Origin of the sequence: Dyadobacter sp. CY345, assembly GCF_021502725.1 — a bacterium.
GTDB lineage: Bacteria > Bacteroidota > Bacteroidia > Cytophagales > Spirosomataceae > Dyadobacter.
Window position 1 is genome coordinate 490776 of the sequence record NZ_JAKFFS010000004.1, and the last position, 23765, is coordinate 514540.

At 39.7% G+C, this 23765-nt stretch carries 23 protein-coding genes; 7 read left to right on the forward strand and 16 right to left on the reverse strand.

Features of this window, described 5'->3' with window-relative positions; all coding sequences use genetic code 11:
* Positions 1 to 22: 22 nt before the first annotated feature.
* The 6 genes from L0657_RS19405 to L0657_RS28175 form a co-directional block, all read right to left on the reverse strand.
* Complete coding sequence (locus L0657_RS19405) at positions 23 to 322, reverse strand: Dabb family protein (RefSeq protein ID WP_235152411.1); 300 nt, start codon at positions 320 to 322, stop codon at positions 23 to 25.
* A gap of 27 nt (positions 323 to 349) precedes the next feature.
* On the reverse strand, positions 350 to 1438 hold the full coding sequence (locus L0657_RS19410; RefSeq protein ID WP_235152412.1) for a cell wall metabolism sensor histidine kinase WalK: 1089 nt from the start codon (positions 1436 to 1438) through the stop codon (positions 350 to 352).
* Positions 1439 to 1610: 172 nt separating this feature from the next.
* Positions 1611 to 2885, reverse strand: coding sequence for a Glu/Leu/Phe/Val dehydrogenase (locus tag L0657_RS19415; protein WP_235152413.1), 1275 nt, complete (start codon positions 2883 to 2885; stop codon positions 1611 to 1613).
* A 302-nt stretch (positions 2886 to 3187) separates the two neighbouring features.
* Positions 3188 to 5002 (reverse strand): translational GTPase TypA, encoded by a 1815-nt coding sequence (gene typA / locus L0657_RS19420; RefSeq protein ID WP_235152414.1) that lies wholly within the window; start codon positions 5000 to 5002, stop codon positions 3188 to 3190.
* A gap of 213 nt (positions 5003 to 5215) precedes the next feature.
* On the reverse strand, positions 5216 to 5485 hold the full coding sequence (locus tag L0657_RS19425; RefSeq protein ID WP_235152415.1) for a DUF2442 domain-containing protein: 270 nt from the start codon (positions 5483 to 5485) through the stop codon (positions 5216 to 5218).
* Positions 5486 to 5624: 139 nt separating this feature from the next.
* Positions 5625 to 5750 (reverse strand): DUF4160 domain-containing protein, encoded by a 126-nt coding sequence (locus L0657_RS28175; RefSeq protein WP_409015092.1) that lies wholly within the window; start codon positions 5748 to 5750, stop codon positions 5625 to 5627.
* A gap of 154 nt (positions 5751 to 5904) precedes the next feature.
* Between L0657_RS28175 and L0657_RS19430 the strand changes: the two genes are divergently transcribed.
* The 4 genes from L0657_RS19430 to L0657_RS19445 all read left to right on the forward strand — a co-directional run bounded on the left by L0657_RS19430 (position 5905) and on the right by L0657_RS19445 (position 9151).
* Entirely contained in the window at positions 5905 to 7497 is a 1593-nt protein-coding gene (locus L0657_RS19430; RefSeq protein WP_235152416.1) for a M28 family peptidase, read from the forward strand.
* Positions 7498 to 7596: 99 nt separating this feature from the next.
* Positions 7597 to 8463 (forward strand): TraB/GumN family protein, encoded by an 867-nt coding sequence (locus L0657_RS19435; protein WP_235152417.1) that lies wholly within the window; start codon positions 7597 to 7599, stop codon positions 8461 to 8463.
* 42 nt (positions 8464 to 8505) lie between these two features.
* Complete coding sequence (locus tag L0657_RS19440; RefSeq protein WP_235152418.1) at positions 8506 to 8949, forward strand: DUF6934 family protein; 444 nt, start codon at positions 8506 to 8508, stop codon at positions 8947 to 8949.
* A gap of 28 nt (positions 8950 to 8977) precedes the next feature.
* On the forward strand, positions 8978 to 9151 hold the full coding sequence (locus L0657_RS19445) for a hypothetical protein (RefSeq protein ID WP_235152419.1): 174 nt from the start codon (positions 8978 to 8980) through the stop codon (positions 9149 to 9151).
* Positions 9152 to 9172: 21 nt separating this feature from the next.
* Here the strand turns inward: L0657_RS19445 and L0657_RS19450 are convergent, their stop codons facing one another.
* Positions 9173 to 10630 (reverse strand): NADH-quinone oxidoreductase subunit N, encoded by a 1458-nt coding sequence (locus L0657_RS19450; protein WP_235152420.1) that lies wholly within the window; start codon positions 10628 to 10630, stop codon positions 9173 to 9175.
* Between the two features lie 103 nt (positions 10631 to 10733).
* Between L0657_RS19450 and L0657_RS19455 the strand changes: the two genes are divergently transcribed.
* On the forward strand, positions 10734 to 11369 hold the full coding sequence (locus tag L0657_RS19455; RefSeq protein WP_235152421.1) for a hypothetical protein: 636 nt from the start codon (positions 10734 to 10736) through the stop codon (positions 11367 to 11369).
* 67 nt (positions 11370 to 11436) lie between these two features.
* Here the strand turns inward: L0657_RS19455 and L0657_RS19460 are convergent, their stop codons facing one another.
* From L0657_RS19460 to L0657_RS19480, 5 genes are all read right to left on the reverse strand, one after another.
* A complete protein-coding gene (locus L0657_RS19460; protein WP_235152422.1) occupies positions 11437 to 11925 on the reverse strand; it encodes a hypothetical protein in 489 nt (162 codons plus the stop codon).
* Positions 11926 to 11972: 47 nt separating this feature from the next.
* Positions 11973 to 13295: a signal recognition particle protein gene (gene ffh / locus L0657_RS19465; protein WP_235152423.1), complete on the reverse strand. Its 1323-nt coding sequence runs from the start codon at positions 13293 to 13295 to the stop codon at positions 11973 to 11975.
* Positions 13296 to 13427: 132 nt separating this feature from the next.
* Positions 13428 to 14240 carry a mechanosensitive ion channel family protein gene (locus L0657_RS19470; RefSeq protein ID WP_235152424.1) on the reverse strand — a complete coding sequence of 271 codons (813 nt, stop codon included), beginning with the start codon at positions 14238 to 14240 and terminating at the stop codon, positions 13428 to 13430.
* Positions 14241 to 14381: 141 nt separating this feature from the next.
* Complete coding sequence (locus L0657_RS19475; protein WP_235152425.1) at positions 14382 to 15032, reverse strand: hypothetical protein; 651 nt, start codon at positions 15030 to 15032, stop codon at positions 14382 to 14384.
* On the reverse strand, positions 15029 to 15511 hold the full coding sequence (locus L0657_RS19480; protein WP_235152426.1) for a hypothetical protein: 483 nt from the start codon (positions 15509 to 15511) through the stop codon (positions 15029 to 15031). The genes L0657_RS19475 and L0657_RS19480 overlap by 4 nt, the downstream gene beginning before the upstream one ends.
* Before the next feature lie 415 nt (positions 15512 to 15926).
* Here L0657_RS19480 and L0657_RS19485 point away from each other — a divergent pair, with 415 nt between their 5' ends.
* The gene (locus L0657_RS19485; protein ID WP_235152427.1) at positions 15927 to 16607 is read left to right on the forward strand and encodes a MotA/TolQ/ExbB proton channel family protein; all 681 of its coding nucleotides are present in this window, start codon (positions 15927 to 15929) and stop codon (positions 16605 to 16607) included.
* Between the two features lie 83 nt (positions 16608 to 16690).
* A complete protein-coding gene (locus tag L0657_RS19490; RefSeq protein WP_235152428.1) occupies positions 16691 to 17083 on the forward strand; it encodes a biopolymer transporter ExbD in 393 nt (130 codons plus the stop codon).
* 77 nt (positions 17084 to 17160) lie between these two features.
* Here L0657_RS19490 and L0657_RS19495 read toward each other — a convergent pair whose 3' ends face one another.
* The 4 genes from L0657_RS19495 to L0657_RS19510 form a co-directional block, all read right to left on the reverse strand.
* Positions 17161 to 18183: a Gfo/Idh/MocA family protein gene (locus tag L0657_RS19495; protein ID WP_235152429.1), complete on the reverse strand. Its 1023-nt coding sequence runs from the start codon at positions 18181 to 18183 to the stop codon at positions 17161 to 17163.
* 128 nt (positions 18184 to 18311) lie between these two features.
* The gene (locus tag L0657_RS19500; protein WP_235152430.1) at positions 18312 to 20171 is read right to left on the reverse strand and encodes a TonB family protein; all 1860 of its coding nucleotides are present in this window, start codon (positions 20169 to 20171) and stop codon (positions 18312 to 18314) included.
* A gap of 5 nt (positions 20172 to 20176) precedes the next feature.
* Positions 20177 to 22138: a M56 family metallopeptidase gene (locus L0657_RS19505; protein ID WP_235152431.1), complete on the reverse strand. Its 1962-nt coding sequence runs from the start codon at positions 22136 to 22138 to the stop codon at positions 20177 to 20179.
* A 4-nt stretch (positions 22139 to 22142) separates the two neighbouring features.
* On the reverse strand, positions 22143 to 23696 hold the full coding sequence (locus tag L0657_RS19510; RefSeq protein ID WP_235152432.1) for a M56 family metallopeptidase: 1554 nt from the start codon (positions 23694 to 23696) through the stop codon (positions 22143 to 22145).
* Between the last annotated feature and the right edge of the window lie 69 nt (positions 23697 to 23765).

The window sequence follows — 23765 nt, forward strand, 5'->3', positions numbered from 1 at the left end:
ATATCTTTTTTGTGAATATTTGTTAAGCTTCTACATCGTAGATTACAACCTTTTCCCAAAGGTGTGCGCACTCTTCAACAAATTTTTTGTGGAGCGGGTGAACCTGGTAAACGTCATGACCTGCTTCGTCGTCAAAAATAAGGATCTCAGCGAAGTCATAACTTGCATCAATGACAGGTCTGCGGGTTGAAGCGGGAGGTCCAATGTAAACCGACTTTATCGATTCGATTGCCTCCAAGGACTTTATACCAGCCAGAAGTGCACTTTTTGCTTCTTCGTTCTCTTTATCTTTAAGCCAAAAAAATACGTTGTGTACAAACATGTTTTGTTATTTATGGTTAGTTGTTATTTATAAACTCGCCTGGGAGGTTAATGATTCCTCGTTTTCAGAATGCGCGCCCTGAAAGACTTTTTCCAGTTTGAACGTAAAAGTAGTTCCCTTATCTGGTTTGGACATGACAGCGATTTTTGTTCCATGGGCATTGATGATATGCTTCACAATTGCCAGTCCTAAACCTGTGCCGCCACGTTCTTTAGACCGGCTTTTATCTACGCGGTAAAAGCGTTCGAAAATTCGCGTTAAATGTTCCGGAGGTATTCCCGGTCCATTGTCCCGCACCGAAATTTCAATATATTTTTTACCCGAATTAAAATGGACTATGACCTTTCCTCCGTCATTGCCATATTTGATTGCATTTTCAATCAGGTTTAACATCACTTGTTGGATCCGGTCCTGATCTGCTTTTACCCAGACTTCTTTAAGATCGTCTGGTTTTACTTTCAGCGTAACATTTCGGTCCTCTGCAATGTTTTCAAGTCTGCCAAAAATATTAAGGCTCAATTGTAAAATGTCTACTGGTTCAATATTCATTTTAATATCCCCGGTCTCCATTTGCGAAAGTACGAGCAGATCTTTCACAAGTACGTCCAGGCTATCAAGATTTCTGGCAGCTTTTCTCAAAAATCTTTCACGAACATTTTCATCTTCCATAGCGCCATCAAGCAAGGTATGGATAAATCCCTGTGCAGCGAAAATCGGTGTTTTGAACTCGTGGGATACGTCAGCCAGGAATTCTCTTCGGAACAATTCCAGTTTTTTCAATTCATCTATTTCCTTTTGTTTTTTGGTAACATAAACAAAGATCTCATCATTAAGTGTTTTTAAGGGATTTGATTCACGGATCAGACGTTTACGCGGAACCATGTTAAAATCTTTCATTTTAAGCTTATGAATTGTGCGGTACATTTTATTTACCTCCCGAAAAACGATGATATCGATGGTATAGAGCACCAAAAAAAAGCTCGAAACGAAACATGCGATGGCAGCTACGAAAAGCATACTTCGATCGACACCTTCTACAAAAGCTAAAAAGGTTGTTGTTATGAGGGAAATGAGAAATGCCAATATCAGGGCAATGAAACGGGGACTCAGCGACATAAGGTTAAATAGACTTTCATACTTCAATAAAAAGGTAAAGTTAACATTATCAAAGGAATGAATACAGATTTGCCGATAGGAACATACTGAATTAATATTTGGGTAATATGGATTTAAAACAAAAAACGGAGAAAGGTCCGCTTTCTCCGTTTTTTGTTTCTACAAAATAATATTAGAATCCTCCCCTGAACTTGTAGGTACTGGAAACTTTATCAATGGCAACAATGTAAGCCGCAATTCGAAGTGATACCTTATATTTTAGTGAAACTTCATAAACATGGTCAAACGCATCTTTCATGATCCGGTCTGTTCTGCGGTTCACGCGTTCCAGCGTCCATTTGTATCCGATCCGGTTTTGCACCCATTCAAAATACGAAACAGTTACGCCACCCGCATTCGCCAGAATATCCGGAACAACCATAATCCCTTTATCGTTGATTATATCATCGGCCTTGAATGACGTAGGGCCATTTGCACCTTCCACAATCATTTTGGCCTGAATACTTTCAACATTTCTGCGGGTGATCACATCTTCCTTCGCAGCGGGAACCAAAACATCCACTGCAATTGAAAACAGATCGTCACCAGAAATTAATTCAGCACCAGTAAATCCGTCCAGCGAGCCATTGTTCTGATCTCGGTAGGCAATAGCAGCCGTAATGTCAATACCTTTATCATTATAATATGCTCCTGAAAGATCGCTGATTGCATGAATACTTACGCCACGTTCGCGAAGAAGAGAAGCGGCATGTGAACCAACATTTCCAAAGCCCTGCACAACAGCAGTTGCCCGGTAAGGATTAATTCTCAATTTTTCCATACCGGCTAATGCAGAAACCATTACGCCCCGACCTGTCGCTTCGGTACGGCCCAAAGAACCTCCCAAAACCAAAGGTTTTCCAGTTACCACGGCAGGTATGGTCATTCCTTTTGCTTTGGAATATTCATCCATCAGCCAGGCCATTTCACGCTGCCCGGTTCCCATATCTGGTGCCGGGATATCCTGGTCCGGACCAAAAACGTCAAGCAAAGCCATGGTATAACCACGCATCAAACGTTCCATTTCCCCGGCAGACATTTCTCGTGGATTACAGGCCACACCGCCTTTTGCACCACCATAAGGAATATCAACGACGGCACATTTCCAGGTCATCCAGGCAGCAAGTGCTCTGACTTCATCAAGATTTACATCCGGATCAAAACGAATTCCACCCTTACTTGGTCCAAGTATCGTAGAATGTATTACGCGATAACCTTCAAAGACTTTTATTTTGCCGGAGTCCATAGTGACAGGAATTCCTACGGTGACTTGTTTACGAGGCACTTTCAGAATGTGGTACATCTCGTCAGAAATTCCCAGAAGTTCTACTGCCTTGTCAAATCTATGCATCATGGACTCCAATGGATTTTCTTTATCCTTGATCGGAGCAGGTTCTATGTACGCCATTTTAATTCCTAATTAAATATCTGATATCAAGTATGTTAATGAATATATATTTTTTGTTTATGCAAACATACGTCTTTTCAACATATTAAATTAATTGGACGTTCTTTCTTGAAATTGTATAAAATTTTGGAGAAAAAATATTGTTTTATAATATCTCTTAATGTTGAAAGGAAGCCACTGTATAACCGCTTTCGTCCAAATATTTTATATGATTTTCAAGAAAAATACGAATCAAAAAAATACAAAAAAAGGAGCACAGTTTGTGCTCCTTTTTTACAAAAAAATCTGATCCAACGATTTTACTAAACCATTTCGATTTTAGCACCGAAACGTTTACGATCGTTTTCTTCAAGATATATTTTCCGCATACGCATGCTTTGCGGAGTAACTTCAAGATATTCGTCTTTCTGGATATATTCCATTGATTCCTCCAAAGAGAAATTAATTTTTGGAACGATACGAAGTCCGTCATCCGTACCAGAAGCACGCATGTTGGTCAATTTCTTCGCCTCCTGCAAGTTCACAACGATATCATTTGGACGAGTATGTTCTCCGATTACCTGGCCAGTGTAAATTTCTTCACCTGGTTCAACAAAGAAACGACCGCGATCCTGCAATTTGTCAATTGTGTAACCTGTTGCAGCACCCGTGTTTTTAGAGATAATCGATCCACTGTTACGGCCTGGAATTGGTCCGCGGAATGGTTCGAAGCTTTTGAAACGGTGTGTCATTACAGCTTCTCCTTGTGTTGCAGTTAATACGTTAGAACGCAGACCGATCAAACCGCGGGAAGGAATTTCGAATTCCAAATGCTGCAAATCTCCTTTTGGTTCCATAATCAAAAGCTCACCCTTACGTTGTGTAGCCAATTCGATTACCTTACCAGCAGATGATTCAGGAACGTCTACAACCAATGTTTCGATTGGTTCAAGGCGTTGTCCGTTTTCGTCTGTTTTGAAAAGAACCTGAGGCTGTCCAACTTGTAGCTCATAACCTTCACGACGCATCGTTTCGATCAAAACTGACAAGTGAAGAATACCGCGACCAAATACCAGGAATTTATCCTCAGTATCCGTTGATTCAACACGAAGTGCAAGGTTTTTCTCAGTTTCTTTCATCAAACGATCACGTAAGTGACGAGATGTTACAAACTTACCTTCCTTACCGTAGAAAGGAGAGTTGTTGATTGTGAATAACATGTTCAAAGTTGGCTCATCAACAGAAATACGTGGAAGTGCTTCCGGGTTTTCAGCATCTGCCAAAGTATCTCCGATTTCGAAATCTTCAATACCTGTAACAGCGCAAATATCACCAGCTTCAACTTCGGTTACTTTCACTCTTCCAAGACCTTCAAAAACCTGAAGCTCTTTGATTTTTACTTTTTTGAAAACACCGTCAGCTTTGCAAAGCGTCATTGGAGCGCCTTCTTTCAAAGTTCCGCGCAAAACACGTCCAATTGCGATACGACCAACGAATGCATTGTAGTCAAGAGACGTAATTTGCATTTGCGGAGTACCCGGGTGGATAATGGCAGCAGGAATCTGATCAATAATAGTATCCAGCAAGAAAGTGATGTTGTCCGTAGGAGTTCTCCAGTCCGGGCCCATCCAGCCTTGTTTTGACGAACCGTAAACGGTTGTAAAGTCAAGTTGGTCTTCAGTTGCTCCAAGGTTGAACATCAAATCGAAAACGCTTTCCTGAACTTCTTCAGGGCGGCAGTTTTCTTTATCAACTTTGTTAACAACAACGATAGGTTTCAAGCCAAGCTGAATCGCTTTTGATAAAACGAAACGCGTTTGAGGCATAGGGCCTTCAAATGCATCCACGAGTAACAAAACACCGTCAGCCATTTTAAGTACACGCTCCACTTCTCCACCAAAATCGGCGTGACCTGGTGTGTCAATAACATTGATTTTGTAGTCTTTATAACGTACCGAAACGTTTTTCGAAACGATAGTAATTCCACGTTCGCGTTCAAGATCATTATTATCAAGAATCAGATCGCCGAATTCCTGGTTTTCACGAAAAAGCTTCGAAGCATGAATGATTTTGTCGACCAATGTTGTTTTGCCGTGGTCAACGTGCGCAATGATTGCGATGTTACGAATGGATTGCATTGTTTTATGAGTCAATTGTTTACGGTTAACAGCAGGCACAGTAATAGGTGCCCCCTGGCTCGCCGCTATGCTGTGTTCTTGCTGAACTTTCTGAAATAAGGTGCAAAGATACGTAGTTTTTTGGCTGAATAACAGTAATTTACAATTATTTTATTGTTACCAATCCAAAAACAGCGTTTAAACTGAGAGAAGTGCAAAAAGTGTAAGTAAATATTATTTGGATACTATTTGTGGTTTGGACATTCTGTAAAGATTATCCGGGTCAAAATCAACACCATTTTCCCAGGTTAAAGTGCCGTAAGAATCAAGTTGAACGGATTTGAAATAATCAAGATCTGTTAACTGACTGATTAATCCGTCATTGATTTTTCCATATTTTTCAACTATATCTTTTAAATCAACAACCCGTACCTCATCCGTGTTGAATAGGCATGTGACTTTGTAGTCTCCGGACGATAAGATTTGTTTTATATAGTATAGCATTTTTTATTGCAACGGATCAATTTTGTTCCAGGACTTAAAATCTTTCCCAAGGTTTACAAAGTTATCTAACAATTCCCTTTCATGAATAACCGCCCAGGCCTGCACTAACTTTAGCTGTTTGGGGGTAAATATCCTTCAATCAATCGGCGGTATGAATATCGATAATTGCCTTGTATTCCTGAAATTCTGCATGAAAATGTGGCGGATTGTGATCATCAAAAAACGTCCTGATGACTATACCTAAGAAACGACTAATTTCAGGCATTATTAATTTACGATTGTGTGTGTATTGCTGCAATATTCTACTGCTCAATTAACACCGAGAAATAATTAAAAATTCATAAGCATAACAAGAATTTGGCTTTCGCCGTTGACTTTATTTCCTTTGTACGAATTCTATTTCTTTTCTAATTTCTAATATGAATAAAAACGTACTCGCAGGAATATTCCTGACGCTCACGACTTTGGGCTATGCGCAGGATGATGCGACAAAATATGCAGGCAGTATTACGCCTGAGGACCTTAAAAAACATTTGGTAATAATTGCTTCTGATAGTTTGGAAGGCCGTGATACCGGATCACCCGGACAGAAGAAAGCGGCAGAATATGTTTCAAAATATTTCAAATCGTATGGTTTACAACCCATCGCTGACAATGGCGACGGAACAAAATCATATCTTCAGAAATACAAACTTTACAAACGGAGCTTTGGTGATGTTTATGTGAAAATTGATGGGAAGAAATACGAGTTCAACAAAGATTTTTATCTGAATGGATTGTTGAATGTTCCTGATGAAATGGAAACTCCGGTTGTTTTAGCGGGATATGGAATTGAGGAATCTTCGTATAACGATTATGCAAATCTTGATGTAAAGGATAAGTCGGTGATTATTTTTGAAGGCGAGCCAAAATCCGCGGACGGCAAATTTTTATTAAGTGGGACTTCAGAAAAGACAAAATGGAGTGGCCCGGTTTCCTGGCAGCAGAAAGCAAAACTGGCATTGGCGAAAGGAGCAAAATATGTTTTTATCATTACAGACAAAAGTGGTGATGATCTGGATAAGGAAATTCGTCAGCGTGCAGTAATGTCAAGACGTTTCAGCGCCCCGACTTTAAAACCGGTTCAGGAATCTGCTAATGGTGTAGCTTCATTTGTTTTGACAAACGAGATGGCGGCATCTTTGCTTAAAACATCGACGCAAAAATTAAGTAAAATCAAAACTGATCTTGACAAAACCGGCAAGCCTTTGACCAAAGCTTCAACTGGTTCCGTCGCTTTTCGTGTTGAACGTTTAAGTGAAATTATCGAAACAGAAAATGTTGCCGGTTTTATGGAAGGGTCTGATAAAAAGGATGAGGTTTTGGTAATATCAGCCCATTTGGATCATATTGGCATATCTCCAAACGGTGAGATTAACAATGGTGCAGATGATGACGGTTCCGGTACGGTTTCGATCATCGAAATTGCTGAGGCGTTCAGTAAAGCAAAAACAGATGGAAAAGGTCCGCGCAGAAGCATACTGTTCCTGAACGTGACCGGCGAAGAGAAAGGGCTTTTCGGTTCGGAATATTATTCTGAAAATCCATTGCTTCCCCTGGCAAACACAATCGCGGATCTAAATATTGACATGATTGGCCGTGTGGACGAGGCGCATAAGAATGATCCGAAATATGTTTATGTAATCGGAGCAGATAAGCTGTCATCTGAGTTGAATACGATCAGTGAAGAGGCGAATAAAAAATATATCAACTATAAACTTGATTATACTTTCAACGATGCAAAAGATCCAAACCGTTTCTATTATCGTTCTGATCATTACAATTTTGCAAAGAAAAATATCCCGGTGATTTTCTATTTTACAGGAGTTCACGAAGATTATCACCGTCCTGGTGATGATGTTGAAAAAATCCTTTTTGAGAAGCAGGCACCAATCGTAAAGTTGGTATTTTACACTGCATGGGAACTGGTTAATCGCGAAGAGCGAATCAAGGTCGACAGCCACAAGGAATAATTTATCAAAATTATAAAACAAAGAGACGCAAGGAATAACCAAAACTTTGCGTCTCTTCGTTTTTTAGCCGTAATTGAAATAATAAATAAGAAATTTGCTATGAAAATTGTCTCCTTTATTCTTTGCCTATTCGCGCTTATAAATACTGTTTTTGCCCAAAGCGCACCAGAAGAAAAATCATTGTTGTGGGAAATTTCCGGCAACGGGCTCACTAAACCATCTTACCTTTTTGGTACCATACATCTGATATGTCCCACTGATTTTAATTTGAGTCAGCAATTGAAAAATTCGATTGCAAAAACCGAGCAATTAGCCCTGGAAATCGATATGGATGATCCCGGACTTATGGCGGTCATGACCAAAACAATGTTTATGGCTGGTGATAAAAAACTGACAGATATTCTGTCTGAAAAAGATTATAACCATTTGAAGCAGTTTTATATAGACTCTTTAAAAGTAGATATATCAATGTTCAGTCGCGCAAAACCCTTTATGATGATGGGGCCGATGTTCAGTAAAATTCTTGGCTGCGAGCCTCAGTCTTATGAAATATCGTTAATGGGATTGGCGAATAGTCAAAAGTCAGAGATCATAGGACTGGAAAGTATTGAGGAGCAAATGGCTATTTTTGATACGATTCCTTATGACCGGCAGGCTGGAATGCTGGTAAGCATGATTGATAAATTACCTGAAACCAGAAAAGAATTTCGTGATCTGGTAGGGTTGTATAAGCAAGAGGATTTACAAGGACTGTACAATCTTACCTTAAAAAGCGAATTCGGAATGGACGGTCAGGATGAGGTGATGCTTTTTCAACGAAATCAAAACTGGATTAACCGTATTGATAAGATGACGCATGAAAAGCCCACATTTATTGCCGTTGGCGCTGCGCATCTGGGAGGAGAGAAGGGTGTTATTGCTTTGTTGAGGAAAGATGGGTATCAGGTAAGGGCGGTTGATAAGTAAAATTGCATTATTTTTCCTCAAAATTTATTACACACACACGAAATGAATGTAAAAGGTTACTTATTATTAAAGGATCATGATCCGTTTGTTTATCAATTTATTAGTGATGGGCCAAAAGGAAAAATAAAAAAGATTATTCAATTTCAAGCAATTGATCTTGAAAACAACTTATACAATCTTGCTTTTGGTGATTGGAATGAATTGACGGAACAAATGGATGACTTAGTTGTTTCAAATAACCAGGATAAACAAAAGGTGTTAGCTACGGTTGCACTTGCTGTAAAGGACTTTATTGAAGATTACCCAAATGCTATAATCTTTGCCAAAGGAAGTACCAATGTTCGAACCCGCGTTTATCAAATTGGTATTTCTCTTTTTTTGGAAGAAATAACGTATACTTATCAAATATTAGGGTATGTTGATAATCGATGGGGATTTTTTGAAAAGGGGATAAATTATGAATCTTTTTTGTTATCCAAAAAATGATTAATTTAGTGAATCAAAGAAATTTATTATGAAATCTATAACTAGTAAAACTACGATCACTCCACCTAAAATTAAGGTAAGTAGAGAAATCCCTGATATTTCTAACGATCCATTTTTTTTGCAAAAAAAGCAAAATGCTATTGAATTCCTGAAACAACATCCTATCCCGGAAAACTTGCTCAAAAAGCAGAAAGCAGATTAATTGTTTCTAGGGTTATTAGTGTCAAAAAGCTGAAATCCAACCCATTATCCACTCAGGATTAAAGAATAGTAATATCACAGCTGCAAGTAAAATTCCTGCAACCACTTTTCCTGTCATACCATTGTTCGTTTCCCCGGCCACTCCGTTGATATTTTTGAAAAACAAAAGATAGGGAAGTCTCAGATAGTAAGCGAGGGCAACGGCAGCATTTAAAATTCCGCCAATTAATAACCAAAGCATCCACGGAAAACCCTGATCGTGATAACTGTCCCAAAGTGCTGAAAAAACGAGCCACTTTGCAGTAAATCCAACCGTTGGGGGAAGTCCGGCCAGGGCTATCATGATCACAGTCAACACGCCTGAAACCCAGATATTTTTTTTGCCCAATCCTTCAAAAGCAGACAATTCTGTTGTGGCTTTTGGTTGTAAAAGATCAATCAAAAAGAATGAGGCCATATTGATTACAACATAGGCTGCGGTATAAAAAGTGGCGGTTTCAAAACCAAAACGACTGTATGCTGCAACGCCTATCACAAGGTAACCGGCCTGTGCAATTGAAGAATATGCCAATAATCGACGGGCATTTGTCTGCCACAAGGCTGCGGCATTTCCCATGGTTATACTGATTAAAGCAATTCCTCCCAAAATCGGAAAATATTGAGCGGGTAGGACAGACGCAAGTCGCATTAAAACAAGAATAACCGCGGCCTTGGGTGCTACGGACAAAAATGAAACCAGTGGCGTAGGAGAGGCTTCGTAAACATCCGGCGTCCAGACATGGAATGGAATCAACGATAATTTAAAAAGTGCTCCTGCAAGTGTCAATACAATTGTGGTGGTAATTACCAGGTTCGAATTATTTAACAATCCAGCCGTCATCGCATTATTTGTGATATCAAGTGTGCCCGTCAGACCATAAATCAGCGAAATTCCGTAAAGCATAATGGCGGAACTGGCCGTTCCGAAAAGCAAATACTTCAAGCCTCCTTCGGCTGCCTTCTTATATGGCGAAATTGATACAAGCAGGTAACTGCTGATAGATATTAATTCAAGGGATAAATAGATGGTCAGCAAATGCGTGGACATGGTCAGTAGATTCAGACCTGCTACCGTCGCGATAAGTATTGCATTAAATTCAGGAGGAAAATCGTATTTTAAAACTCTGACGTGGATCAGAGTAAAAATCCAGGCTGAGATCACCAAAAGTTTAAAAAAGACAGCCTGATGATCAAGAAATAATAAAGGATAAAACCTAAACGCTGCTTTTTCATTCCACTGACCTAACACCATTACCAGCCCGACCAAACTGCCTGCCAAAGCAAGGTTTTGAAGCCAGAATGACGCTTTCTTCTTTTCGAATTGTTTAAATAAAATCAATTCTGAAAATAGAAAAAAACAAAAAAACACGGCCAGAAAAATCTCAGGAGCAATTCCTCCCAAGCTTTGGCGTATATGGATGAGTTGTTCGTTTAGGTTCAAAAGCGCAGGTACAATTTTTTTGGCAAAAGTACACAAAGATGGTAGGGAATCTATAACATCAAAAGGATTAAACCAAAAATTACTTTATAAACTAAATCACATCATGAGAAATTTTCACAAGCTTCTGTTTATCGCATCTTTACTTTTTGGGATCAATGCAGCAGCTCAGGACTCAACGGGCCTAACAGGCACTCCTTTAAAAATATCCGTGGACACAAGTTCGAACTCGCCCTATCTGACCAAAGAATGGTATCGTGGTTTGGTTAGAGATAAGGCAGGAAAGCCATATGATGGAGTTCTTTTAAACTACGATTTGGTAAAAGACGAGATTATTTATAAAAACGATTCAAGTGCTTTTGTACTCGGACCAGAGATTACCGAATTCAACATTCCAACCGGCACCGCATTATACACCTTCAAACGAGGTTTTCCGGCAGTCTCTGGTTTAACCGACCAGAGTTTTTATGAGGTGCTGTACGATGGAAATACCAAGCTTTTAAAACATTATAAAAAATCAGGAAGTGGTAAAGCTGATGAATCATTATTTATTCTGAAAGGAAACAAATTGTCTCCGATTCAGCTGAAAGACAGAAGCAGTTTTTTGAAAGTGCTTTCGGATGAAAAAAATAAGATGAATTATGTAATAAAAGAAGAAAATCTTGAATTTGACGCCGCGGATGATGTTGCCAAATTACTTGCCGAATATGACTCATACAAAGCGGGCAGGGGAGGTAATTAATTTGCAATTGAATATAAAGCAAAAGCCGGAATGGATCAGTCCGTTCCGGCTTTTGCTTTATATGTCGTTATTGAGCTACATCCTCAGTATTCTTTTTCTTTCTTGTAAAAACGTAAATCACACCAAAATGACTTTTCAAAACACCGCTGTCAAACTTATCTTTAACGTATGGATTTAATTCAAGCGCAAGCTGAATATTTCGGTTTTGGGGTAAAGGTTTGATCCTGACTCCAACATTTAAAGAATAACCGTCGACAGTCACAAGGTCTGCTTTTGAATCTGCAATGCGATACAATGGATTTAAGCGGACGCCGCCGCCAACATACCATTGCGTGATCTCTCCCCTTTTTAGATTAATCATCGGAAGTACGTCAACGCTCAAGCTGCTGAAAAGTGAGTTTGTTTGAAATCGCCCGTCGATCCAGAATATTTTTCTTGGATTTGTGCTTATGCTCAAAAGATTACTCCAAGGATAATAACCAACCGATCCTTGCGCCTTTAATCCTTCACGGCCGCAGATCACAAGAAATACGAGCAGTATTAAAAATCGTTTCATGTATAAGTTAATGTTGAAAAGTATACTGCACTCAGGTTTCAGGAAAATTAGCGGCGAAGTGCTTTACTCATTTTTCCAGCTGCCTGCATTGTATTCATTTTCTTCATCATTTTACGCATTTCATCGAATTGTTTCAGGAGGTTATTGACCTGCAAAATTGAAGTTCCGCTTCCTGCTGCAATACGTTTTTTGCGGCTTCCATCAATCATATCCGGATTTTCGCGCTCTTTTTTCGTCATTGACTGAATGATGGCTTCGATCGGTTTGAACGATTCATTGTCAATGTTGACATCTTTCATGGCCGTTCCCATACCAGGAATCATACCGATGAGATCTTTTACATTACCCATTTTCTTGATCTGCTGAAGCTGACCCAGAAAGTCGTCAAAATCGAATTTATTTTGACGCATTTTTGCGTTGATGCGTTTCGCTTCATCTTCATCAAATGCCTGCTGCGCGCGTTCAACCAAAGAAATAACGTCACCCATACCCAAGATCCGGCTCGCCATACGATCAGGATAAAAGGAATCAAGGGCTTCCATTTTTTCACCTGTACTGATGTATTTGATTGGCTTGTCAACAATCTGACGAATCGAAAGTGCAGCTCCACCACGTGCATCACCATCTAATTTGGTCAATACAACTCCATCAAAATTCAGGCGTTCGTTGAAAGTTTTTGCAGTATTTACAGCATCCTGACCCGTCATGGAATCCACAACGAAAAGAATTTCAGAAGGTTTTACGGCAGATTTGATATCCTCAACCTCCTGCATCATCACCTCATCCACAGCCAAACGACCGGCGGTATCAACTATGACAATTTTCTTGCCAATTTTCCGTGCATGTGCAACGGCATTAGTAGCGATTTGAACCGCACTTTTATTATCCGGCTCCGAATAAACTTCAACACCAACCTGCTCTCCCAACACTTTCAACTGATCAATCGCAGCAGGACGATACACGTCACAAGCTACCAGAAGCACTTGTCTTCCTTGTTTTTTCAGTAATGCAGATAGTTTTCCGGAAAAAGTAGTTTTACCGGAACCTTGCAGACCAGCAATCAAAATAACAGCAGGATCTCCCTTGATGTTAATTCCTTCCGCTTGCCCGCCCATAAGTTCAGTCAATTCTTCCTGAACAATTTTGACGAACATCTGGCCCGGTTCTACGGATATTAATATTTTACGGTCCAGCGCTTTTTCGCGGATCCGGTCTGTAATATCTTTTGCAATCTTAAAGTTTACGTCGGCATCGACCAACGCTTTGCGAACTTCTTTTGTAGTAGCGGCAACGTTTATATCGGAAATGCGATCCTTCCCTTTTAAAGTACGAAAGGCATTGTTTAGCTTATCCTGTAAGTTTTCAAACATAAATTGGTATGGATGAGATCGGAACTTGAATTGAAATAATTCACAAAGGTATAAATAAAAAGAGGAGTACAGGAAAGTTGCTCCCTATACTCCTTATTTTTATTCGATTTTTATGAAGTGTTTGTTGAAATATTATTGTTTTAGTGCAACACTTAACTCGGCTGGTTTTGGCGCGCCAATGCCGTCCACTGCATATTGTTTGCTAATTCCTTCGTTTACATAATAATAAGTGTCCCAATAATTTTCACTCAAAGTCCAGACGCGTACATCGAAGAAAATTGCATTTTCAGTCAGTTTTGTAACTAAAATATCATGTTCAACGTCTTTCAGAGCAGTTGGGCAAGCGTTTGTAACTTTTCTGATTGAAGATCTGATCGCATCAACACCGTTTTGGCTGCCCGCTGCAAAAACCATATCAACACGTATTTTTCCTTTACCTGAAATATTGGTAATCGGCGCAGTAGATAAAGCTCCGTTTGGAAGAATGATTGTTTTATTATCGACGGTAACTAAAATGGTATTGAAAATTTGAATCGCTTCCACAACGCCTGTAAAACCTTGTGCACTGATAAGGTCGCCTACCCGGTATGGTTTAAAAATCAGGATTAAAACTCCGCCCGCAAAGTTGGCAAGGCTACCCTGCAACGCAAATCCAACAGCCAAACTGGCCGCACCAAGCACTGCAACGAAGGACGTAGTCTGGATTCCTAAAATTCCTGCAATACTAAGAAGCAGCATTACATTCAGCATCACACTGATCAGTGAATTCAGAAATGGCTGAACATCCCGGTCCACATGCCTTTTGTCCATCAGAGTACTTACCATCGAAGTGATTTTTCCGATCACAATTCTTCCGATAATTAGGACAAGGATTGCGAGTAAAATTTTGCCGCCATACTCTGATGCAGTAGCGATAATCTGCGCCTTGATTAGGTCGTAATTCATAATTTTGAGGAAAGAGAGTGTATAATGATTTGTTGTTTTGATTTTTAGACAAATACACTATCAAAAAGTCACTCTCGCGCTCAGAATTTATCTTAGCATGCGGTTCAATTTACTAACTGAATCATTCTGGGCAGGCATTTTTTATTTACATCTGAAATATAGCTGAGTTGAAAACCCGCCGGAAACCATGTATTTTGGCATATCCTTGGTATAACCTATGCCCGGAAAAAAATCAGGATAAAAAGTGTCTCCGGACCGAATAGCAAGCGTATTTCTAATCAGAAAGCGAAGTGATAATTTTTTGTTAAGTGACAGATCATAAGCCAGATATCCTTCCGCCCCAAAAGCCATAATTTCTTTTATATGGAAATTGTTGGTGTAGTCTCCAAAGGTTGGACCTTTAAATTGATACTTTCCCTTGAAACCCGCGATAGAGAGCATGGGGCCAACACCAACACTAAGCGGTATCCGCTGGTTGGTTGCCTCGAAAGCCATTTTAAAATAAACTCCCTGAAATTGATGAGAACGGATTTGCAGAGAAGTATCAACTTTGGAGCTGCCATTGGCAAAACCGGCGCTGAAAAGTATACTTCTTCGTGGCTTTTGTCTATTGAACCGAATGTATGGCTCGATAATAGCCGTTTTCCTGATAAAATATTTCTCAGGAAAGACATATGATGGTAGCCCTTTCAAAACATCAAGACCGACATAAAACGGGGTAGAATAAATTTTCTGAGCATTTGCGTTAATCCAGAAAAGACTAAGTATGAGCGAGGAGAAGAGCGTCTTCATAAAGTTATGTTCAAGCTAATTCCTTGTCCGCCAATCCCGCCTTTTAAAGTAACTTCTTCCATAATGTAAGACTCATATTCTGCACGAACTTGGCTGAAAGTAGATATGGTCTCCTGCAACTTTGCCGGTCGTTTTGTGTCCACAACAAACCCACAATTTTCTTTGTAATAAAAATCCCGCTGGTAGAAAAGGGTCAGCGTGTCGGTTCTGTTATTGAAGTTAAATACATAAGTCGTGCTATCGGCAAGCAAAGAAATGGGTAGTCCGGTGAATGAAAATTCCTGATACTTATTAAAGTATTCAGTTTGCTCTTTAAACACTTTTTGATCCAGCGCGCCTATGGCTTGGATCTGATTTAGATAAAGAGAGTCTTTGGTTCTATCGAACCTAATTCTTACGGATAATTCTTGCTGAGGACCGCAATCTGTGCATCCGTACAACACCAAAATGATAAATAGGAGGGGTAAAAGTTTTTTCATTGTTGAGTTAGGAAATGTTTCATATCAAAGGACAAAAATAAATGCGAGATGGTTGTGCTCGTTTTTACATAATTCCTGGTTTTCTGAACGTTTAAGCCTATATTTTTGTGGTTTAGCTATCTTACCAAAGGCGTTTTCCCTAGAATGTTAATTGCCGAATAATTTAATTATCCGGAAAATTTATACAAACTGGCTGAATGGTTGCTACCAAATCTACCCCGGCGAATATGCAATTAATCGATTTATTTAAAGATAGCGGTAATGTAAAAAGAAGGATGGCTATTCCCATAGAGTAATTTTTCTATCTTTGCCCTTTAAACAATAAGGTGCAAATTGCTCCGTTTATTGTCAAGGTTGTTTTTTACCGGCCTGACCTCAGTTACAAAAGCTTAAACATTCACTTTTTACCATTAATATGATGCTTCTACAAGCACTTGTTGACTCTACTTTGGCCGCACCCGCCGCTGCTCAAGGGCTCTCTGTTATTGACCTTCTTGCAAAAGGAGGCTGGGTAATGTTCCCGCTTGGGATATTGTTTATAGCAACGTTATTTATCATTATCGAACGTTGGCTGGGTATTGGATCAAACGGAAAAATCGAAAGCCAGTTTGTGGGTAACGTAAAAGATTTTATTCAACAAGGAAATTTAAAGTCTGCTGAGTCGCTGTGCCGCAACCAGCAAAATGCAGCCGGCCGTATATTTGAGCGCGCGATCGGCCGTATTGGTTACCCAATTAAAGATATTGAGACGAGCATTGAAAATGCAAGTCAGATCGAAATTCAGCGTATGGAGGGAAATTTGCCATACCTTGGGGTAATCGCCGGTATCGCGCCTATGCTTGGTTTCGTGGGTACAATTTCGGGTATTATTAAAATTTTCTACGATATCTCGATGTCAAATGATTTCAATATCAGTACCATTGCTGGTGGGATGTACGAAAAAATGATCACATCAGGTTCAGGTCTGATCATCGGTTTGATCGCTTACGCAGGTTATCACATCCTGAATATGAAAATTGACCGTTTCGCTTTGAGACTTCAGATGGCAGCTTCAGATTTTCTGGATGTATTGCAAAAGCCGGTTTCGTCTAAATAAGATACTTAAATGGATGATCTGCGGAAGCGTACACTCATCGCTCCAGCGACCCGGTCTATCACTCACTCATTGAAAATTAGTATATGAAAATACGCCGAAAGAGTCGGTTTGCCCCAGAGGTTTTTACGAGCTCGCTCAACGATATTATGTTTTTTCTTCTGCTGTTCTTTTTGATTATCTCCACGATGTCAAATCCGAACGTGATTAAACTGATGCTGCCGAAAGCGTCAGCAACCCAGCAGATGTACAAAAAGCAAATCACATTGTCGATTGATGACAAAAAGGTTTACTATATTGATAAAGAACCCTATGCATTTGAGCAGCTGGAGATGAAACTCCAGGAGCTTTTTACAGGTGTTGAAGACCGGACGATCGTACTTCGTGTCGATAAAAATCTGGCTGTTCAGGATCTTGTGGATGTGCTAGAACTTGGAGCAAAACAAGATATAAAAATGGTTATGGCGACTGCCAAATAATCGCATATTATAAAAAAAGGAAAGCACTGATATCCAGTTGATGTCAGTGCTTTCCTTTTTTGTCACATAACAAAATGTCATCGCTTTGCGCTCAGGTAAATATTTTCAATAATCTCCTGTAAGATTGCCCCTTCTTCCGCCGTTGCTATATTGCTTTCTTTTCCAAAAACAGCATTGATGAAAGCTTCTGTATTTTTAAGTTGTGTATCCGCCTCTTCCAGATGCGGAAAGCTAATATCGGCAAGTTCGCCCGCAACTTCTGTATGGATGGAAAACGGCTCTAACGTAATACCAGCTTTGCTCCCAAAAACTTCCAGATTTATAATTTCTTCCTCTTTTTGATTCAAGGCAAAAGAACAGGAAAGCGAAATGCTTTTGTTGCCGGAAAAAGTCAGGTATGCAAAACAAGCATCTTCCACGTCAAATTTCTCGGGATTCCATTGTCCTTTTAGGCCTCTACCTCCCGTTCTGCCGATAAAATCGTGGATATTAGCAACAATCTTTTCCGGTTTTTCATAATCCATCAAGCCGAGCGCCAGGTCCAGGATATGAACGCCAAGATCAATCAGCGCGCCGCCGCCTTGAATGGTTTTATTCGTGAAATTACCCCAGCCCGGAATTCCGCGTCTGCGCAGATAATTGGCTTTTATATGATAAACCTCACCAAGTTGTCCTTGCTCAAAATATTTTTTCAAAAGTGAATATTCGGAAGTCTGCCGGCGCTGAAAATTATATGCTAAAATTTTCCCCTTTTCTTTTGCCAGGTCAGCCATTTCCCTCGCTTCCGCAGCTGTCATTGCTGGCGGTTTTTCACAAAATACGTGACAACCGTTTTTTAGTGCCTGAACGGTGTATTCATAATGCAGATTATTCGGTGTGCAATTAATGATCAGATCCAGATCACCGTTTTTATATAACTCTTCCGTATTGTCAAAAGCCTGTGGTATGTCATGTTTTTCAGCCAATGCCTGTGATTTATTAATATCCCGCCCACAAACAGCTATTATCTGAACCTGATCTGCTAATTTTTTTAAAGCCGGAATATGATTTTGATCTGCAATATGGCCGCCGCCTATTATTGCGGCTTGAAGGAGTGACATAGTAATCAGTTTAAGAATGCCGACAAAAATATTGAAATGAAAAGAATTTGAGCAGAAAGTAAATAAAAATGCTCTGAGAAATTTTTCTCAGAGCACGGAAGTTCAACTTTTCATCAGATTATTATGATCTACTTTTCCTCAACAAAATGATAAAGTTTTGTTTGTTTTTTACTTAACGAATAACGGTATTTTCCAAGGTTAGAATCAGGTGTTTGAAGTTTGGGTTTATCGTTTTCTGCGAAGTCAGTTTTGTTAGAAAAGAATTTACTGACATCCCGCATACCAGCCAAAGCTAATTTTTTATCCAACTGACTATTTTTTTCAATATCGGATTTATTATAGTTCATAAAGCCTTGCCGTGTTTCCTTTTTATCTTCTTTTTCAAGTTTAAAGTGAATCGATAAAGTGTATTCCATCGACACCGGTTTTCCATTTTGCCGCGCCGGTTCCCATTTTGGCATATTTAATACCACTCGAATGGCTTCTTCATCAATTCCGTAACCAATTTCTTTGACCAATTTTGGCTGGCGAATTTCTCCGTACCTGTTCACGACGAATGATACCAAAGCAACGCCATCGACACTTATGCCCATCGCTTCCTCGGGATACCTGATATTATTTTGAATATAGGTCAACATTGCTTCATGTCCGCCTGGAAATTCCGGCTGACGTTCTGTAATTGAGGCAAGTGCTTTTGAAGTTTCCCTTCGTTTATTTTCTTGTTCATTAAGTTTTTCAAGATTTTGACGGCCAATAAAAGTTGGCCCGCTCAGCTCATTTATTCCTTTTTCCAGCGTAACGACATAATTGCTTTCCGATTTTTTAACCACAAATGATTGCGCAGTGTAGCCTACATACCTGACGGTCATAACACTTCCCACAGGAATTTCTGAAAGTTTGAAATGGCCGAGTGGGTCTGTCGTAGTTGAAAGTTTAGATTCCTGAATGATGATATTGGCACCAGCAATACCTGCGCCGGATTTGCGGATCACGTCACCTTCTATGGTAACAGTTGCTTCATTCTTTTCAGGTTTAATTCTTCTGGCCGTGAAAATAGAATCTGTAATTATTTTCGTATTGATGAAGCTTGGCGAAGTAGAATCCATTTTTTGCTTAATTTCCTGGAAAACTTCTTGTCGGGCCGCGGTAAGGCTGACCGCCAGAAGCAATACCGGAACGGCCATCAAATATTTGCCCAATAACCACCGTGAATTACGATTTTTATAGATCATCTTGATTCGGGATTTAAGAATAGAAGAATTGAAAAAGTGGTTGGTCAGGCAAGCAACCGGAACTGACAAGGAGTAAGAAACCAGAAATCTGGCATATTGATCGCGGTTAGGTGCCTCTTCGTCCGCCAGGAATTCATGAATTTCCTGTAAAGCATTTTTATAAAACCATAATACCGGGTTGAACCAAAAGACAATTTTTAATAGTTCAATGAGCAGTATATCAAGCGAATGCCATTGTCTGATGTGAACCAGCTCATGTCTGATCACTTCATCCGGGTGATTTTCATAATCGAATTTATTGATGACCAAATACTTAAAAAATGAGAAGGAACCTATATTTTGTGAAGGCGATAATATCAAGATGTGATCTTCAAGAAATATCGGTTCCCCCTGGTTTATAATTCTGAATAAATCCCGAAAACTTTTCCCCAATCGGTTCAGCATAAATGCAGAACCTAGTGCCGGAATGATCCATACAAAGGTCATCCAGTCAAATGTTGGCTGGGTAGCCTGTGGTTTTAATATGATGCCCGAAAAATTGGTTACTACATTAACAGAGTTTAAAACAGCAACCGGAACCGACTCTTCGGCTTCTGGAAATTGAATAAGTGGTAAAAAGAATGATGAAAGTAGCGTTAGAACAAGATACGCGCGATTCCAGTGAAAGAAAGTATTTTTACGAAATAACAGCCAGTAACAAGCATAAAACAAGATCCAGCAAGTATTTACTTTCCCCAGATAAAGTAGCGTTTCCATAACTGTTAATTTTTCTTTGACTTGATAATAATAACCCCATTTTCAGCTTTTGAGCCATAAATTGAAGTCGCCGACGAGCCTTTCAATACATTTATTGATTCTATCTTATCAGGATTCATTGTCTTGTTATATTCTTCAAGGTCGATTACTTTTCCGTCAAGTACGTAAAGAGGCTTTTTTGTTGGATCAAGAGGACGATTCTTATCAAGTGTAATTTTAAGTCCTGGTGATGGAATCCCGCCATTGTATTGGCCAACACCGGATTCGGATGTGTTGTTGGAGCCTTGGTAGGCTGCGTCCATACTTTTTGCACTGAAATTAATTGCCTGACTGCCGCCGGATTTGGTTTCACTTTTGTTAAGAGTGCCCACACTTTTCCCTGTAAATTCTCGTGTTTGCTGCTGATCTGACGGGCTCGAATAATTGTAAAATTTAGCCGGTTTTTTATCTGCCAGTTGAAAATTAACAGGCAGGTTATATTGAACAGACACAGTTTCTCCACCTTGAATACCCGGTTCCCAGCGCGGCATTTTTGATACAACTCTCACGGCTTCTTCGTCCAGCCCTGCTCCGATTCCTTTTAAAATTCTTGGATCGCGTACTTCTCCATTTTCATTTACAGTGAAAGAAACGAGAACTTTTCCTTCGATTCTGCCTTTGGCGGCTTCGGTAGGATATACAATCGTGGAGGATAAGTATTGGCTTAGCGCATCCATACCTCCGGGAAATCGAGGCTGCTGTTCAACAACAGTAAACTTTGCAGTCTGATCCGATTCTGATGACGGTCTGGTTTGACCACCTATGTTTTCTGATTTGACTGCAACTTCCGGAAGTACATTATCCGTTTTCCGCAAAATAATTTCGTTCAAAGCGTCGCTGCCATTTACTTCGAATGAAAAGGATTCATAATTAATATGTGAAACCACAAGTGTACTTCCAACGGAAACATCTTCAAGTGTAAACCTGCCATCCAGATCTGTAAACACCCCTTTTGATCCTCCATTAACTACAACGTTCGCAGACTTAATTGCCTTTCCGCTTTCGTCCTTTACAGTGCCTTCAACTGTTATATTTTTAACAGAAATTCCGCTGAAATTTTTCCGTTCTACGGCAGTAAGCAGTCTTTCCCTTGCAGCAGTTAGTGTAATTACTAAGCCGATCAATGGAAAAATCAGGAAATATTTTCCTAACGCCCATTGTGAGTTGCGGTTTTTATAAATCATTACAATCCGGCTTTTAAGCATGGAGGCGTTGAAAAAGTGGTTTGTGAGTGAAACAATCGGGGCTGAAAGTGCATAGGATATTAGGAAATTGGCATAATGATCCCGGTTAGGCGCCTCTTCGTCAGCCAGAAATTCATGGACTTCCTGCAAGGACCTTTTGTAAAACCATAATACAGGATTAAACCAGAATGCAACTTTCAAAAGCTCTATGAAAAGAACGTCCAGCGTGTGCATTTGCCGAATATGCACAGATTCATGCCTGAGAATCGGATCGAAATGTTTATCATAATCTTCGTGATTTATGACCAACCATTTAAAAAAAGAAAATGAACCGATTTCATTATGCGGCAATAAAACCAAAGTATGTTCTTCCATTGGAATTGATTCGCCCTCCCGGATAAGCCGGAACAAATCTCGAAAACTTTCGAGCAACTTAATAAACATCAGAGAAGCTCCGACGATCTGAATTGCCCAGACAAACTGTGACCAGTGCAGTGCAAACTTCTCAGTTTCTTGTGTTGATAGGTAGACTGGAATGGCTGCCACTGCATAAACCGCGGTTGGCATTACACGTGCGTTATCAGGGAAATGAATAAACGGTAATACAAAGGATACGAGCAAGCTGCCGATAAGGTAGCATCGGTTCCAGACAAAAAAAGTATTTTTACGGAACAGGAACCAATAACAGGCATAAAACAAGATCCAGTAAACATTCACTTTTCCCAGATAAATCAGCGTTTCCATTTTCCTACATCTTTTTAGTGATAATAGAAATTACCCCATGACGGCCATCTTCGCCATAAGCATCCAACGCCTTCTGATCTTTTAAAATATTTACCGACTCGATCTTCGCTGGATCAATTTTCTTTAAAATATCAGGATCTTTTTCGATTTTGCCATCAACGATGTAAACAACTTTAGCTTCCGTGATACGTACTTTTTCGGTACTGTTTTTTGCGGGTTCCTGAACTACACTTCCAGATTTGGTCAGCGTTGTTTTAGAGCCGTCTTTATTGTCAAACTGCTTGTCGATCAGAGAGGTTCGTTTGTTTTCTTTCGATTCTGACTCTTCCATTTGAAAATTTATCGGCAAGTTATATCGCACATTCACTGGTACGCCATCTTGCTTCGCTGGCTCCCATGTAGGAAATAAGGAAAGTGCTCTGACTGCTTCCTCATCGCAACCAAACCCAAGTCCTTTTAGTACCTGAATATCGCCTATTTCACCTGTTTCTGTTACAACAAAGGAAAGGAAAACGCGTCCAGTGACACCTGCATCGACAGCTGCTTTCGGATATCTTATATTTCGTCCCAGAAATTTATACATCTCTTCCACACCACCCGGAAACATCGGCTGCTGCTCCACTACGGTGTAGATTTTCTTTCCTTCCAGATTGACAGGCTTTTTACGTTCGGTCAGTTTTTCCATCGTCTCAGAAAGCTCATTATTTTCTTTTTGCTCACAACCAGCTACAAATAGTGCAACCATACCGATGGTGGCGAATGCGAATACATAGGAGCCAAGCATCCATTTCGAAGTGCGATTTTTATAGATCATTTGAATTCGGGTTTTAATTTGAGATGGTTTAAAAAAATGATTGGTGAGCGTTGCAATAGGAGCATTCAGAGCATACGATACCAAAAATGTTGCATAACTTTCCCGGTTAGGTGCCTCAGCATCAGCTAAAAATTCATGTATTTCCTGTAAAGAATTTTTATAGATGATCAATATCGGATTGAACCAAAAAATTATCTTCATGCATTCGACAAGTAGAATATCCAGGCTGTGGCGTTGTTTCATATGCACCATTTCGTGACGGAGAATAGCGTCAAAATGATTTTCATAATCATTTCGGTTTACAACAATCCACTTGAGAAAGGAAAATGAGCCGACCTTGTCAGAATTAATTAATATTACGATGCAGTCTTCCAGTTCAACTTTTTCTCCTTGTTTCAGAAAACCAGAAAGCTGACGAATATTCTGATATAGTTTAAAAATCATAAAAGAAGCCCCCGCCAGGTAAATAATAACGAGAATATTCTTCCAGTTGAACCGATCAGGTGTTACTTCCTGATTTGCTGCTATCGTGAATGGCGCTGCGGTTACTTCGTAAAGCTCGGAAATCTTCGGAGCTGCATCAGGGTAAATTAAGAAGGGTAGTAAAAGCGAGGTAATTAGTGAACCGAGAAGATAGTACCGGCTCCACTTAAAAAAAGTATGCTGACGAAGAAATAACCAGTAACAAATATAGAAAAGCGTCCAGTAGAGACTGACTTTTCCGATGTAAATCAGGAGTTCCATGGCTAACGGATGTTTGAAGGTTAGGTTGTATTTTGCTTGTTAATTCATTTTCAGTGTTTTACTATTTAT